The organism is Actinokineospora sp., assembly GCF_052390155.1.
In the GTDB taxonomy this organism is placed as follows: Bacteria; Actinomycetota; Actinomycetes; order Mycobacteriales; family Pseudonocardiaceae; genus Actinokineospora.
This window is the reverse complement of record NZ_JBQTHF010000103.1, coordinates 20,165-34,634: the sequence shown is the minus strand read 5'-3', so window position 1 is coordinate 34,634 and position 14,470 is coordinate 20,165. Positions and strand designations below refer to the sequence as shown.

Annotated in this window: 12 protein-coding genes; 6 read left to right on the top strand and 6 right to left on the bottom strand. The window is 70.1% G+C overall.

Going from position 1 to position 14,470, the window contains the following annotated elements; genetic code table 11:
• Positions 1-146: 146 nt before the first annotated feature.
• Entirely contained in the window at positions 147-509 is a 363-nt protein-coding gene (locus tag ACT4N7_RS27050) for a hypothetical protein (RefSeq protein WP_444831688.1), read from the top strand.
• 331 nt (positions 510-840) lie between these two features.
• On the opposite strand, the gene ACT4N7_RS27045 is transcribed toward ACT4N7_RS27050, so the two are convergent.
• From ACT4N7_RS27045 to ACT4N7_RS27020, 6 genes are all read right to left on the bottom strand, one after another.
• The gene (locus ACT4N7_RS27045; RefSeq protein ID WP_444831687.1) at positions 841-2,658 is read right to left on the bottom strand and encodes a choline/carnitine O-acyltransferase; all 1,818 of its coding nucleotides are present in this window, start codon (positions 2,656-2,658) and stop codon (positions 841-843) included.
• On the bottom strand, positions 2,655-3,539 hold the full coding sequence (locus ACT4N7_RS27040) for a class I SAM-dependent methyltransferase (protein WP_444831686.1): 885 nt from the start codon (positions 3,537-3,539) through the stop codon (positions 2,655-2,657). The genes ACT4N7_RS27045 and ACT4N7_RS27040 overlap by 4 nt, the downstream gene beginning before the upstream one ends.
• 10 nt (positions 3,540-3,549) lie before the next feature.
• Positions 3,550-4,413 carry a HalD/BesD family halogenase gene (locus ACT4N7_RS27035; protein ID WP_444831685.1) on the bottom strand — a complete coding sequence of 288 codons (864 nt, stop codon included), beginning with the start codon at positions 4,411-4,413 and terminating at the stop codon, positions 3,550-3,552.
• 147 nt (positions 4,414-4,560) lie between these two features.
• Positions 4,561-5,454 (bottom strand): alpha/beta fold hydrolase, encoded by an 894-nt coding sequence (locus tag ACT4N7_RS27030; protein ID WP_444831684.1) that lies wholly within the window; start codon positions 5,452-5,454, stop codon positions 4,561-4,563.
• A gap of 14 nt (positions 5,455-5,468) precedes the next feature.
• Positions 5,469-7,013 carry an acyl-CoA synthetase gene (locus ACT4N7_RS27025; protein WP_444831683.1) on the bottom strand — a complete coding sequence of 515 codons (1,545 nt, stop codon included), beginning with the start codon at positions 7,011-7,013 and terminating at the stop codon, positions 5,469-5,471.
• A gap of 97 nt (positions 7,014-7,110) precedes the next feature.
• Positions 7,111-7,743 carry a TetR/AcrR family transcriptional regulator gene (locus ACT4N7_RS27020; RefSeq protein WP_444831682.1) on the bottom strand — a complete coding sequence of 211 codons (633 nt, stop codon included), beginning with the start codon at positions 7,741-7,743 and terminating at the stop codon, positions 7,111-7,113.
• Between the two features lie 62 nt (positions 7,744-7,805).
• Here ACT4N7_RS27020 and ACT4N7_RS27015 point away from each other — a divergent pair, with 62 nt between their 5' ends.
• The 5 genes from ACT4N7_RS27015 (at position 7,806) to ACT4N7_RS26995 (ending at position 14,452) form a co-directional block, all read left to right on the top strand.
• Positions 7,806-8,957: an acyl-CoA dehydrogenase family protein gene (locus ACT4N7_RS27015; RefSeq protein ID WP_444831681.1), complete on the top strand. Its 1,152-nt coding sequence runs from the start codon at positions 7,806-7,808 to the stop codon at positions 8,955-8,957.
• A gap of 19 nt (positions 8,958-8,976) precedes the next feature.
• Positions 8,977-10,575, top strand: a complete 1,599-nt coding sequence (locus ACT4N7_RS27010; protein WP_444831680.1) for an acyl-CoA carboxylase subunit beta — start codon at positions 8,977-8,979, stop codon at positions 10,573-10,575.
• 5 nt (positions 10,576-10,580) lie between these two features.
• On the top strand, positions 10,581-12,545 hold the full coding sequence (locus ACT4N7_RS27005; RefSeq protein WP_444831679.1) for an ATP-binding protein: 1,965 nt from the start codon (positions 10,581-10,583) through the stop codon (positions 12,543-12,545).
• The gene (locus ACT4N7_RS27000) at positions 12,542-13,327 is read left to right on the top strand and encodes an enoyl-CoA hydratase/isomerase family protein (RefSeq protein WP_444831678.1); all 786 of its coding nucleotides are present in this window, start codon (positions 12,542-12,544) and stop codon (positions 13,325-13,327) included. The genes ACT4N7_RS27005 and ACT4N7_RS27000 overlap by 4 nt, the downstream gene beginning before the upstream one ends.
• A gap of 102 nt (positions 13,328-13,429) precedes the next feature.
• Positions 13,430-14,452 carry an iron-siderophore ABC transporter substrate-binding protein gene (locus ACT4N7_RS26995; RefSeq protein WP_444831677.1) on the top strand — a complete coding sequence of 341 codons (1,023 nt, stop codon included), beginning with the start codon at positions 13,430-13,432 and terminating at the stop codon, positions 14,450-14,452.
• Positions 14,453-14,470: the final 18 nt, after the last annotated feature.

Sequence of the window (14,470 nt, the reverse complement as noted above, 5' to 3'; positions counted from 1 at the left end):
TCATCGCAAATTTTAAGACCTGGCGGATCATGCACACCGACTACCGGCGTCCCATCGCAACATTCGCTGCAACCATCTCAACCGTAATCGCTCTGCACTTCTATGCAGCCAGCTGAATAGCCCTCATCGAACATGGTGCGTCGGTTGTGGCCGTCGAGCCCAACGGATGGGCTGGCAGCATACCGGAGATCGCGCGACGGCTCTCGGCTGGCGGCGGCTATTTCTTCAGCCTTTACTGGAGCCCCTCGGCATACCAGATCATGGAAGCCGTCGATGGCAAGGTGACCGCCTTTTTCGATCCTATCTATGTTGTGGAAGGCCAAGGCGCCGGTCAAGGTGAGCTGTATCCAGGCTGGCTGACCGGCCGGGAGTTTCGCGCCTTCCTGCGCACTGAGGCCGACACCGCGTCCGTCTGCGAACTCCAGCCCTGCGTGATTCCGGGCTGCTGCAAACCGGCGACTACGCTGCCGGGATCCGACGCTCGTCACACCGGATCGTTGATCCGATGATCAAACCGATCGGGCGTCGTCGCCCGCCTCGCCATGCAGTCAATGGCGCAAGAGAGCAGTCGGAGTGGCGGCGACAACAACTGCGTCGAACTGACGATCCAGCAGGGTGCGAACCCGCGATCGGGACACCAAGGCGCCGTCTGTGGGCATGTTGGAGTTCAGCATGGCGCCGTTCGGCACGTTTCGTGCGAACCCATCAAGGTCGGTTCGCTCGACCTACCGGCCTGACTTTCTTGTCGCTGTGCGGCATTTGATACCGCACCAATGCAGTTCCAACTCGAAGACTGACCCGGCAGAAGGGTCACCCCGAGGGGTGGCCCTTCTGGTCCTTTTAGGACATTTCCGGGTCGGCTAGCAGGTCTTCCAGTTCCCGCACCGCGTCCTTGAGGTTGTCGGCGAACGCGGCCATCTCGCCTGCCACCGCGCGGGGTGTGCTCAGATAGAGGTTCAGCCGGTCGGGCAGCAGCACGTAGGCGATGCCGATGCACCGGCTGCTGGTCGACCCGAACCCGAAGTACCGGATGTTGGTCGACGGCGCGGAACTCGTGCTCAGGTAGTCGTCGCGCATCTTGAGCCAGCCGGGGGAGTCGTACAGCGCGAGCGGCTCCGACGCGCCGAGTCGTCGGTGGACCAACTGGAGTTCCCACAGGTGCTGCTCGGGCGCCTGCCCCGCCTGGCACTCCTTGGCGCGGGCCACGTGCCGCTCGCCCGCGGTCCGCAACGCCGTTCGGCGGATGGCCGCGGTCGCGGCGGGGTCCTCCATCGTGGCCACGAAAGCCAGCACCTCGGGCGTCACGACGCGCATGGCCTCGGTGCGGCCGTGCCGGTACTGGCGGGTGGCGATCGACTCGTAGGTGGCGCCGATGAGTCCCTTGGTGCGCTTGTGCGCGAGCTGAAACGCCATCTGCACGAACGCGTCCGGTGACATGCCGAGCTGCTTGGCCCGGTTCCCACCGAAGTCCGCAAAGGACAGCAGAGACGTTGCCGTGTCGGCCGCGTACGCGGCGAACGTGTCGGCCGCGGCCGACACGTCGGCCCGCAGGTCGGCGTCGAGCACGAACTCGACCGGCTCGACCGCGGGCAGGCCCTGGGATCGGGCGCCCGACCGCGTGGCGTGCTCCGCCGCCGATCCGCCGAGCAGCGCGTCGACGAAGTTGAGGATCGTGGTGCCGTCGAGGCCGCAGTGCTCCACGTTGATCCCGGCGGTGCCGTCGTCGAAGACGATCAGCGACACGGCCTTGTCGAACCAGCGGTTGCCGCTGTCGCCATGCAGCATCTGATCGCACGCGTGCTGGATGTCGCGGGGGGCGAAGTCCTCCAGGCACAGGCAGAACAGCGCGGTCTCCACCGTGTCGAGCGCGGCGGCGTTGCCGGGGTCGACGGCCAGCAGCGCCTGCCTGCTTGCCGCCCACTCGGCTCGGGCCTTGGTCGTGAGGTGCCCGACCGAGGTGTCGGCGGCGGCCCCCGGCGCACCGGCCTTGCGGATCGCGTCCAGCCCCGCCGCGAGGTCGTCCGGGGAGTGCGGCGTGCCGTCCGGGCCCAGCACATCCAGCCGGAACATGGTGCCGCGAAAGAAGACCGCGATGTGCCGCGCGTCGGACGGGCCCGGCCACTGGTCGGTGTAGGGCACGCGGACGGTGTCCTGCACCGGTCCGGGAATCCGGGTCGAGGAGAACAGGAACTTGTTCTGCGCCATGGAGAGTGGCTGTCCACGATGGACGATCGGCTCGACGAGTTCGGCGTCGAGGCTGAGCTTGTAGTCGACCGCCGCGGCGATGAGCCCGGTCGCCCGGTCCGCCTGGCTCTGGTCGGACTCCCGGAACAGGAAGAAGAAGTTCGCGTTGAGCGCGATCCGGTCGCGGCGGCCCAGATACCGCGCGGGCCAGAAGGTGTCGAGCCAGCTATGCACGCCGTCCTCGGCGTCGTAGCGCTCGATCGCGGCGTGCGCTTCGTGCGCGGGACTGTCCGGCCGCTGGAACGCCGCCACCGCGGCCTCGGTCTCCGCCAATTCCTCGGTGGTCAGCAGCGGCGCGCACCACGCGAGGAATCGTTCGCAGCTTTCCGCCACCGTCGGCAACGGCACTCGCGGCAGCCGCTCCTCATTTCCGAAGGTGCGGGTGGACCAGTCCAGACTGCTGTTCACGGTCATCCTCGAATTGGCTGGTTGGGGGACTTCGACGCGGCGATATCCATCATGGCGGCAAGATCGACGAGCGCGCAACCGCCGGTGTCGCGCGGCCGCGAGAGGTGCAGTCGGGCGTAAAACCAGCCGTCGTCCTCCAGGCCGCGCGGGTCGACTCCGCCTGCCGACAGGGTGTCCAGCACGAGCGACTGTTCCTCGGCCGAGACGAACCGGCGCTGCGGGAATAGCCGGTCGACGGGCACGGTTTCGTAGCCCAGATCGGCCAAACTGTCGGCCACCGGATCGAAGGAGAACATGCGCAGCACGAAATGCGCCATCCAGGGTTTGTGTTCGCCGGGCGCGCGGGCGACCCGGGCGATCGTCTGTTCGGTGACATAGCCGATACAGCCCGTCGAGATGACGATATCGGTCCCGGCGAGCTGTTCGCGCTGTTCCGCCGTGGGGTCGCGCTGCTCCAGATCGGCGTGTACCGCGTCGTCGATGAATCCGGCGGACAGCCCGTAGGAAAGGGCCGGGAGCGAGCTGTCCAGACCGACGAACCGGGCGTTCCTGCTGTCGCGGGCGCGGACGAACTCCTGGTCGCGGGCCAGCAGTCGGTCCTGGTCCAGCGCGGACGCGTCGCCGCGGTACCGGTCGTACAGGTCGTCCATCGTCGCGTCGCAGCGGAGCAGCACGCCGTTGACGCCGTACGAGCAGCCGATGTCGAGGACCGTGGGAACGTCGACCTCCCGCGATTTCCGGTATTCCTGGATCAGGGTGCCGAAATACGGTTTGGCCAACTCGGGAATGCGGTAGTCGAGTTCGCGCAGCGCGCCGAAATACGCGCGCGGATCGGGTTCGGTGTAGATGTGGTCGAGGGATACTTTCCCGGTGGCGTCGAACCGCACGAATCGACTCCTAATCCAGCAAGTGGTCGCCCCGGACGGCGCGGCCCTCGCCCAGGTGGGCGGGCAGCACGCGGCCGAAAAGCTGCCGAGTCCGTTCCACGCTGCCGATGACGCCGGGCCGCTCGCTGTAGGCGAAGATCGCCGAATGGCGCGCCGTGTCGCCGCGCACGGTGGTCACCCGGTGCAGTGCGTAGCGGCCTTTGAAAAGTTGCAGATCGCCCGGCCGCAGCGAAAGTCCGCGGACCAGCCGCTCGCCCTCGCCCGCCAATACCGTGCGCACGTCGGCGAAATTCTCGTCGTGCGCCGACCTGATGTTCGGGCAGTATTCGAAGACGCCACCCCGCGATTGTCGGGTGAGCATGCTCACGGTGTACTCGTTGGTGTCGAAATGCCACGGATGCGCCAGCCCGGGGCGGATGACATTGAGGCACAGTCCGGCCAGCGGGTCCGCGAGCTCGTGCACGCGGGGCAGCTCGAAGCAGTCGGCGACGAACCGCTGGAACAGCTCGCTGGTGTAGAGCCGGTGGATGACGAAGTGCGCGGGGATGCGGTCGCGCGCGACGAACGCGTTGCCGCGTTCCATCGTGGTGCGGCCGGGATGGCCGTCGGGCAGCGGCGTGTCCGTCGCGATGTTGTAGGCGTTGACCACTTCGACGTCGTAGTGCGCCAGTGGGGCGATCTCCGCGCCCTCGCGGCACATCTCGTCCCGCAAGGACGGTCGCACGAAGTCGGGCAGGACACAGCAGCCGTGCAGTCGGAGTTCGGCTCTGGCGTGCGAAACCACGTCCTGCCAGGCGCCGCCGGTCGGATCCGACAGTGGATAGCGAGTCGTGTCGATGACCTGGTCAACCGTCAGCGTTTCCGCTGCGTTCATGAGATACCTCTCGACGCCGCGCTGCACCCGATTCAGTCGACTCAACCAACATCGGGCAGCGGGCACAACATGATCCGGCCCACGTGCGACGAGAACGTGGCCCGCGAGAGAGGTCTCGCGGGCCACGACTCGGCCGAGCGGGTGCGGTCAGTGCGCGACGGGCACCACGCGGTCCAGCCAGGTGAGCAGGTCGGCCTCGACCTCGTCCCGGTTGGTCTCGTTGAGGATCTCGTGTCGGGCGCCGGGATAGGTGTGCAGAGTGACGTCGGAGATCCCGGCCGCGGCGAGCCTGCCGAGCAGGGCGTGCACGAGCGCGAGCTGACCGTTGACCGGGTCGGCCTCGCCGACGGCGATGTAGACCGGCAGGTCCGAGCGGATGGCGGCCATCCGCTCGGGGTCGGCCAGCGCGCGGGCACCCGCGAACATCGCCTTGCCCGACGTCATGTCGAGGCCCCGGCCGCAGTACGGGTCGGCCAGGTAGGCGTCGACCTGGCTCTCGTCGCGGGAGAGCCAGTCGAATTCGGTGCGGGCGGGGGCGAAGGGGGCGTTGAACGCGGACAGTTCGATCGGCTCGTCGAGGTTCAGGGCCGGTTCGAGCAGGTCGATCGAGGCTGTGCCGGTGAGTGCCACCGCGTCGACGTGCCCGCTGTGGTCGAGCAGGTACTGCTGCATCGCGAACGAGCCCATGCTGTGCCCGGCCAGCACCAGCGGCAGGTCGGGGTGCTCGCCGCGGGCGTGCGTGACGAGCAGGTCGATGTCGTTGACCAGCTCGCTCCAGCCGGTCGGGCCGATCTGACCCAGCGCGTCCTCGGACGGCGCGGTGGCCCCGTGGCCGCGGTGGTCCTGGCCGTACACGACGAACCCGGCGGCGGTGAGCGCGCCCGCGAGGTGGGCGTAGCGCAGCACGTGCTCGCCCATGCCGTGGGTGAGCTGGACGATGCCGCGGGCCGGGCCCTCGGGGTCCCAGCGGTAGGCCACGATGTCCAGGCCGTCGCGGGCGGGATAGGTGAAGCGGGTGGGCGCGGTGGTGGTCGAGGTCATGGCGGCACCGTCTCTCAGGCGGTCGGGGCGGTCAGGTAGCTGTCGCGGATCTTGTGCTTCTGCAGCTTGCCGGTGGCGGTGCGGGGCAGGTCGGCGACGAAGTCGACGCTGCGCGGCACCTTGTAGTGCGCGATGCGCTCGCGCAGGAAGTCGAGCAGCTCCCGCTCCAGTGCGGGACCCGCCTCGACGCCGTCGGCGGGCCGCACGACGGCCTTGACCCGCTCGCCCATCTCGTCGTCCGGGAGCCCGATCACCGCGAGGTCGAACACGGCGGGGTGCAGCGTCAGCGCGTTCTCGACCTCCTGCGGGTAGATGTTCACCCCGCCCGAGATGATCATGAAGGCTTTCCGGTCGGTGAGGAACAGGAAGCCGTCCTCGTCGACGTAGCCGACATCGCCGGTGGTGCCCCAGTTCGGGTGGTCCGGGTGCTGCGCCTGGCGGGTCTTCTCCGGGTCGTTGTGATAGGCGAACGGCAGTACCTCGCGCTCGAAGTAGACGAGCCCGACCTCGCCCGCAGGCAATTCGGTGCCGTCGTCGGCGCACACGTGCAGGATGCCGAGCCCCGCCCGGCCGACCGAGCCGGGCTTGGTCAGCCAGGTCGGCGAGTCGATCAGGGTGATGCCGATGGCCTCGGTGGCGGCGTAGTACTCGTGCAGGATCGGGCCCCACCAGTCGATCATCGCCTGCTTCACCTCGACCGGCGCGGGGGCCGCCGCGTGCACGGCGACCCGGTGCGTGGACAGGTCGAAGCCCGCGCGCTCGGCCGCGGGCAGCTTGAGCATCCGCACGAACATCGTGGGGACCCACTGGCTGTGCGTGACGCCGTAGCGTTCGATCGCGCCGAGCGCGGCGGCGGGCTCGAACTTCGGCATGATCACCACGGTGCCGCCGACCTGGTGGATCATCCCGCCGAAGCGCAGCGGCGCGGCGTGGTAGAGCGGCGCGGGGGACAGGTAGACGGTGTCGGCCGCGAGGCCGTAGAGCGGGCCGAACACCGCGATCAGCGGGTCGCCGCCCTCGTGCACCTGCTGGCCGGGCAGCGGCGCCTTGACGCCCTTGGGCACCCCGGTCGTGCCTGAGGAGTACAGCATGTCCTTGCCGCGCGGCTGATCCGGCAGCGGCGTGCCGTCCGCCGCGGCGAGCGCGTCCTCGTAGTCGCCGTGCCCGGCCACCGCGCCGCCGAAGGCCAGCCGCAGCTCGACCCCGGTGGTCTCCGGCGCGATCTCGGTCGCGACGCCTGCCAGCGTCGCGGACACGACGATCGCGCGTGCCCCGCAGTCGCGGACGATGTAGGCGATCTCGGCTGCCTTGAGGTGCTGGTTGATCGCGGTGATGTAGAGGCCGCTGCGCATGGCCGCCCAGAAGACCTCGTAGTAGCGCGGGCTGTTCTCGGCGAGCAGGGCGACGTCGTCACCGGGGCGCAGCCCGGCGTCGTGCAGCGCGCGGGCGAGCCGGATCGAGCGGTCCTCCAGTTCGGCGTAGCTCAGCGTCTCCCCGGTGTCGGCCATGATCAGCGCGGGCTTGTCGGGGGTCTGAGCGGCGATCGCTCCGGGGTACATAGGCGAGGTCTCCTGAGGTCAGACGGCTACGCCAGCCGGGTGCGCGTCAGCATCCTCGCTGGACTGGTGGCCAGCATTCCCGGCGCACCCGGCAAAATCAAGAGTTAGTCACTTTCAATTCACTAATTGTCTCGATCGGTGCCGGATCGACGCCGAGACACGCGTGCGCCATCGTGTCGAGCAGGTCGCCGAGGCGCTCGTCGCTCAGCCCCGCCCGGTAGAACAGGGTCGACTGGATGGCCCCGACCGCCGCGTGCACGGCCAGTCGGAGTTCGGCGTCGGCCAGGTCGCGGCGCAGCGGGGCGAGCACGTGCACCCATTCCTCGACGTAGAGCCGCTGCCCGCGGCGCAGCCGCCTGCGGTCGTCCTCGGGCAGGTTGTGCACCTCCCGGTGGTAGACGGCCAGGATGGTGCGGTCCTCGATGGCCACCTTGATATGGTCGCGGACCAAGGCGGAAAGCGCCTGCCGGTCGTCGGTCGCGGTAGCGGCGATCTCGGTGGCGCGGTTCTGCAGCCGGTCCATCCCGCGGTCGAGGAGCGCGATGAGGATGGCCGTCTTGCTGTCGAAGTGCCGATAGATCCCGGAGCCGACGATGCCCGCCTCGGCGCCGATGTCGGCCAGCGCGATGGCGTGGAACCCGCGGCGCGCGGCCAGTTCCGCCGCGGCCTGCAGGATTCGCGCCCGGCGGCCGGGATCGCGGTGCCGGGGCCGAGCCGGTTCGGTCTGCATCTGGTCAGTCTCGCATCCGAGGGGGTAAGGTCGCTAGTGAATCACTAATCACTTGGAGCACCGTGGACTTCCTCGACATCGACGAGCACCGTGACCTGCGCGCCGCCGTGGCCGAGATCGCGCGCGGCTTCGGCCCGCGCTACTACACAGAGCGCGCGGCGACCCACGAGCCGTGCGCAGAACTGTGGACCGCGCTCGGCAAGGCGGGCTTCATCGGGGTCAACATCCCGGCGGCGCACGGCGGTGGCGGTGGCGGCCTGGTCGAGTTGGCCATCGTCTGCGAGGAGATCGCCGCGCAGGGCACGCCGCTGCTCCTGCTGCTGGTCTCGGCCGCCATCTCGGCCGAGCTGATCGCCGACTTCGGCAGCGACGACCAGCGCGCCCGCTGGCTGCCCGGACTGGCGGACGGCACGGCGAAGGTCGTCTTCGCGATCACCGAGCCGGACGCCGGGACGAACTCCCACCGGCTCTCGACCACCGCCACCCGCGACGGTGAAGACTGGCTGTTGCGCGGCACCAAGTACTACATCTCCGGGGTGGACGAGGCCGACGCGGTGCTCGTCGTGGCCCGGACCGGCCGCGACGAGCAGGGTTCGGCGCTGACCTCGCTGTTCATCGTGCCCACCGACGCCCCGGGCCTGCTTCGCACGCCGCTGTCGGTCGACGCGATGCTGCCGGAGAAGCAGTTCACCCTGCACTTCGACGACGTCCGCGTCGGCCCGGAATCCCTTGTCGGACAAGAGGGACACGGGTTCCGGCAGATGTTCCGCGGGCTGAACCCGGAGCGGATCACCGGCGCCGCGCTGTGTGTCGGCATCGCCCGGCACGCGCTCGGCCAGGCGGCCGCGTACGCCAAGACCCGGCAGGTCTGGGACACCCCCATCGGCGGACACCAGGGCGTCGCGCACCCGCTGGCCAAGGCGAAGATCGAGACCGAGTTGGCGGCGCTGATGACGGCCAAGGCGGCCTGGCTGCACGACCGGGGGCTGCCCGCGGGCGAGGCGTCGAACATGGCCAAGTACGCCGCCGCGGAGGCCGCGCTCGCCGCGCTCGACGCCGCGATCCAGACCCACGGCGGCAACGGCATGGCCAGCGAGTACGGCCTGGTGCCGTACTGGGGCCTGGCCCGGCTGCTGCGGATCGCCCCGGTGAACCGGGAGATGGTCCTGAACTTCGTCGCCCAGCACAGCCTGGGCCTGCCCCGGTCCTACTGAGCGTTCGAGGAGCCGATCGATGCCCGTCCTCAAGTCCACAGTGGACACAAACGCGCCCGGCTACCTGGCGAACCGGACCGCGCAGCTCGCCGTGCTCGACCAGCTCGACGAGCAGGTGCGGCTGGCGGTCGCGGGCGGTGGCGAGCGCTACCAGCGGCGCCACCGGGATCGGGGCCGACTGCCGGTGCGCGAACGGATCGAGCTGCTGCTCGACCCGGACAGCCCGTTCCTGGAGCTGTCCACTCTGGCCGCCTGGGGCACCGAGTTCACCGTCGGCGCCAGCGAGGTCACCGGGATCGGCGTGGTGTCCGATGTGGAGTGTGTGCTCATCGCGCACGACCCCACCGTGCGCGGCGGCGCGATGAACCCGTACTCGCTCAAGAAGACGTTGCGCGCCTTGGAGATCGCCCGGGTCAACCGGCTGCCGGTGGTCAACCTGGTGGAGTCCGGTGGCGCCGACCTGCCCACCCAGGCCGACCTGTTCGTGCCTGCCGGACGGATCTTCCACGAGCTGTCCGCGCTGTCCGCGGCGGGCGTGCCGACGGTCGCGCTGGTGTTCGGCAATTCCACCGCGGGCGGCGCGTACGTGCCCGGCATGTGCGACTACGCGGTGCTGGTCGACCGGCAGGCCAAGGTGTTCCTCGGCGGTCCGCCGCTGGTCAAGATGGCCACCGGCGAGGACGCCGACGACGAGACCCTGGGCGGCGCGGAGATGCACTCGCGGGTCTCGGGGCTCGCGGACCACTTCGCCGCCGACGAGCGAGACGCGATCAGGATCGGCCGCGAGATCATGGCCACGATCAACTGGCGCAAGCTGGGCCCGCAGCCCAGGGCCAACCCCGCGCCGCCGCGGTACGACCCGGACGAGATCCTCGGTGTCGTCTCGGCCGACAGCAAGGTGCCCTTCGACCCGCGCGAGATCCTCGCCCGCGTCGTCGACGACTCCGAGTTCGGCGAGTACAAGTCGCTCTACGGCACGTCGCTGGTCACCGGGTGGGCCTCGATCCACGGGTATCCGGTCGGCATCCTGGCCAACCACCGCGGCGTGCTCTTCAGCGAGGAGGCCAAGAAGGCCGCCGAGTTCATCCTGCTCGCCAACCAGACCGACACGCCGCTGGTGTTCCTGCAGAACACCACCGGCTACATGGTCGGCACCAGCTACGAGCAGGGCGGGATCATCAAGGACGGCGCCAAGATGATCAACGCGGTCACCAACAGCGCGGTGCCGCACCTGACGGTCAACATGGCCTCGTCCTTCGGCGCGGGGAACTACGGGATGTCCGGGCGCGCCTACGACCCGCGGCTGATGTTCTCCTGGCCCGGCGCCAAACTCGCCGTCATGGGCGCCACGCAGCTCGCCGGGGTGCTCTCGATCGTCGGCCGCGCGTCGGCGGCGGCGGCCGGGCGGCCCGTGGACGAGGCCGCCGACGCCGCCCGCACCGAGGCCATCGAGGCCCAGATCGAGGCCGAGTCGCACTCGTTCGCGGTCACCGCGAGGCTCTACGACGACGGTGTCATCGACCCGCGCGACACCCGCACCGTGCTCGGCATGGCCCTGTCGGCCGTGCACTCGACCACCGTCGGGGGCCGCCGCGGCTTCGGCGTCTTTCGGATGTGAGGGACATGGCCATCCAGAAACTGCTCGTGGCCAACCGCGGTGAGATCGCCGCACGGGTCATGCGGACCGCGCACGCGCTCGGCATCGCCACTGTCGCGGTGTTCTCCGACCCCGACGTCGACGCTCCCTTCGCGACACTCGCCGACGAGGCCGTCCGGCTGCCCGGCGCCGCGCCCGCGGACACCTATCTGCGCGGCGACCTGATCATCGCCGCGGCGGTGGCGACCGGCGCCGACGCGGTCCACCCCGGGTACGGATTCCTGTCCGAGAACGCCGAGTTCGCCCGGGCGTGCGCCGAGGCGGGGCTGGTCTTCGTCGGTCCGTCGCCCGAGGCCATCGCCTCGATGGGGTCCAAAGTGGAGGCCAAGGCGCTGATGGCGGCGGCGGGCGTGCCCGTGCTGCCCGGCGCGACCGTCACCGACAAGACCGATCTCGCCGCGGCGGCCGCGGGCGTCGGGTTCCCGGTACTGGTCAAGGCCGCGTTCGGCGGTGGCGGCCGCGGGATGCGCGTCGTGCACACCCCGGCCGAACTGGCCGACGCCGTCGACGGCGCCCGCCGGGAGGCCGCGTCGGCGTTCGGCGACGGCACGGTCTTCCTGGAGCGGTTCGTGGTCGATCCCCGGCACGTCGAGGTGCAGATATTCGGCGACAGCCAGGGAAACGTGGTGCACCTGTTCGAGCGGGAGTGCTCGATCCAGCGCCGCTATCAGAAGATCGTGGAGGAGGCGCCCTCGCCCGCGGTCGACAGCGCGCTGCGCGCCGAACTCGGTGCCGCCGCCGTCGCCGCGGGCAAGGCCATCGGCTACATCGGCGCTGGGACGGTCGAGTTCATCCTCGACGCCGCGGGCGCGTTCCACTTCCTGGAGGTCAACACCCGCCTGCAGGTCGAGCACCCGGTCACCGAACTGGTCACCGGCCTGGACCTGGTCGAGCTGCAACTGCTGGTGGCGCAAGGGGAACCGCTGCCGCCCTCGGTCACCGGGGCCCGGATCGACGGGCACGCCATCGAGGTCCGGCTCTACGCCGAGGACGTCGCGGCCGGGTTCCTGCCCGCGACCGGCACCCTGCACCGGTTCCGCATTCCGGCCCTGCCCGGCATCCGGGTCGACAGCGGGGTGGTCGACGGGTCGGTTGTCGGCACCGCGTACGACCCGATGCTGGCCAAGGTGATCGCGCACGGCCCGACCCGCGCCGACGCGGCCCGACTGCTGGCCCGGGCGCTGGACGGCGCGCACCTGCACGGCGTCACGACCAACCGCGACCTGCTCGTGGGCATCCTGCGCGAGCCGGACTTCCGCGCGGGCCGCACCGACACCGGCTACCTCACCCGGCATGACCCGGCCACCCTCGCGCCGTCGCGCGCCGTCGAGGTGCACGCGGCGGCCGCGGCGCTGGCCGCGCAGGCCGGTCACCGGGCCGCCGCGCGGGTGCTCGGCACGCTGCCGTCCGGGTGGCGCAACGTCGCCGGGATCCCGCGGCGCGTCTCGTATGCGTGCGGTGGCGGCACTGTGGAGGTGGCGTACCGGTTCACCCACCGCGGCCTGACGATCGAGGTCGACGGCGCCGAACTGCCCGCCGTGCGACTGCTCTCGGCGGCGCCCGACCAGGTCGACCTGGAAGTCGACGGCGTGCGTCGGGTGATCGCGGTGCACCAGGTCGCCGGTGTGTCCTATGTGGATAGTTCACTGGGCTCGACCGCGTTGGCCGAGCTGTCGAGGTTCCCGGACGCGTCCGCCGCGCGGCACGCGGGTTCCCTGGTCGCGCCGATGCCCGGCGCGGTCGTCGGGGTGCTGGCCGAGCCGGGCGCGGTCGTGCGGGCGGGCCAGGCTCTGGTGGTGCTGGAGGCGATGAAGATGGAGCACACCATCCTCGCGCCCGCGGCCGGAACCGTCACCGAGGTCCCCGTCGGCCCGGGCGACCAGGTCGACACCGGACAGGTTCTGATCATCGTGGAAGGCACGGAAACATGACCGAAGCCATCACCCTCGACCTGCGCGACGGCGTGGCCCACCTCACCCTGAACCAGCCCGAGCGCGGAAACCCCTTCGATCTGCGGCTTTGCGCCGAACTGAGCCACGCCGCCGCCGAGTGCGACGAGAACCGCGCGGTCCGCGCGGTCCTGATCGACGCCGCAGGCCCCTTCTTCAGCGTCGGCGGCGACGTCAAGTCGATGACCCGCGACCGCGACGGACTCGGCCTGTTCATGAAGACCGGCACGGTGGGCCTGCATTCGGCCATCTCCCGGTTCGCCCGAATGGACGCCCCGGTCGTGGTCGCCGTGCATGCCCTGGCAGTCGGCGGGGGAGTCGTCCTCTCCGCCGCCGCCGACTTCTGCCTCGCCGCGCGGTCGGCCCGGTTCTACGCCGGCTACACCGGCATCGGCCTGTCGTGCGACGGCGCGGGTTCGGTGTTCCTGCCCCGCCGCATCGGCGTGCGCCGGACCGCGGAGTTCCTGATGCGCAATCAGAACTGGACCGCCGACGAGGCCAACGACCGCGGCCTGCTGACCGACGTGGTGGATGACGCGGACTTGCCGTCGACGGCGTGGGACCTGGCGGCCGAGTTGGCGCAGGGGCCGACGCGGGCGTTCGGGGAGATCAAGAACCTGCTGCTGTCCACTTGGGAGCAACCGCTGGAAGCGCAGCTTGAGCAGGAGGCCCGGGCGATCGCCCGAACCGCCCGCACCGAGGACGCGTGGACCGGCCTGACCGAGGTGGCCGCGCGCCGCACCCCGCGGTTCCGCGGTCACTGACCGGCTCGGCGTCGCCGCCGCGGTTCCCCTGGCTTAGGACACCCTAATAAGCATAGGCTACCCTAACTCGCGACTGATGGTCGTGACGGTGAAGGGAGCCAGATGTCTACCAAGTCCAAGCTCAGCGCCGCCGGGCACTTACGCGCCCTGGCGGCCGTGGTGGCCACCGGGCTGCTGCTGACGGCCTGCGGCGGCGAGGCGTCGACGGCGAACACCGGGCAGCCCGCGGCGGCGGGGGCGGTGTTCCCGGTTCAGGTGACGCACAAGTACGGCACCACCGAGGTGCGCAAGGCCGACCGGATCGTCACCCTCGGCCTGTCCGACCACGAGATCGTGCTGGCGCTCGGGGTGCAGCCGATCGGCGCGGTGGACTGGTTCAAGGAGCGGCCGTTCGGCGTTTTCCCCTGGCAGCAGGCGAAGTGGGGGCAGACTCAGCCGGAGATCGTCGGCGAGCGGGACGACTTCGACGTCGAGAAGATCATCGCGCTCAACCCGGACCTGATCGTCGCCCAGTACAGCGGCATGAACAAGGAACAGTACGACACGCTGTCGAGACTGTTCCCCGTCGTCGCGCAGCCGGTGGGGTTCGAGGACTACGCGGCGCCGTGGCAGGACATGACCCGGGCCGTGGGCAAGGCGATGGGCAAGGCGGGCGAAGCCGAGGCGCTGATCACGGGCATCGCGGACAAGTTCGCGCAGGTGCGCAAGGACAATCCGGGGTTCGCGGGCAAGAACGTGGTCGTGGCCGACAGCTATCAGCCCGGCACGTACTCGGCGTTCGCGGGCCACGATCCCAAGACGACGTTCCTGACCGAGATCGGGTTCACCGTGCCCGCCCGGATCGCCGCCTATCCCCAGGCCCAGAACATCATCGACGTCGGCTCCGAGGGCCTCGATCTGTTCGATGTGGACACTCTGGTATGGCTGGTCTCCGACGCCGGGGCCGAGCAGCGGGTGCGGGCCGACCCGCTCTACGCGCGGCTGAAGGTGGCCGCCGAGGGGCGCGACCTGTTCGTCCCGTACGCGGAACCGCCGGTGGGCGCGGCTATCTCGTTCAACACGGTGCTCAGCATCCCGTTCGCGATCGACAACCTGGTCCCCCTGCTCGCCAAGATCGTCAAGTAACCCCGCAACAGCAGAGGA

Bases quoted from the DNA above. Each gene is read 5' to 3' on its own strand.
- ACT4N7_RS27045 (WP_444831687.1), bottom strand. From the start codon at position 2,658: ATGACCGTGAACAGCAGTCTGGACTGGTCCACCCGCACCTTCGGAAAT.
- ACT4N7_RS27035 (WP_444831685.1), bottom strand. From the start codon at position 4,413: ATGAACGCAGCGGAAACGCTGACGGTTGACCAGGTCATCGACACGACT.
- ACT4N7_RS27030 (WP_444831684.1), bottom strand. From the start codon at position 5,454: ATGACCTCGACCACCACCGCGCCCACCCGCTTCACCTATCCCGCCCGC.
- ACT4N7_RS27025 (WP_444831683.1), bottom strand. From the start codon at position 7,013: ATGTACCCCGGAGCGATCGCCGCTCAGACCCCCGACAAGCCCGCGCTG.
- ACT4N7_RS27020 (WP_444831682.1), bottom strand. From the start codon at position 7,743: ATGCAGACCGAACCGGCTCGGCCCCGGCACCGCGATCCCGGCCGCCGG.
- ACT4N7_RS27010 (WP_444831680.1), top strand. From the start codon at position 8,977: ATGCCCGTCCTCAAGTCCACAGTGGACACAAACGCGCCCGGCTACCTG.
- ACT4N7_RS27005 (WP_444831679.1), top strand. From the start codon at position 10,581: ATGGCCATCCAGAAACTGCTCGTGGCCAACCGCGGTGAGATCGCCGCA.
- ACT4N7_RS27000 (WP_444831678.1), top strand. From the start codon at position 12,542: ATGACCGAAGCCATCACCCTCGACCTGCGCGACGGCGTGGCCCACCTC.
- ACT4N7_RS26995 (WP_444831677.1), top strand. From the start codon at position 13,430: ATGTCTACCAAGTCCAAGCTCAGCGCCGCCGGGCACTTACGCGCCCTG.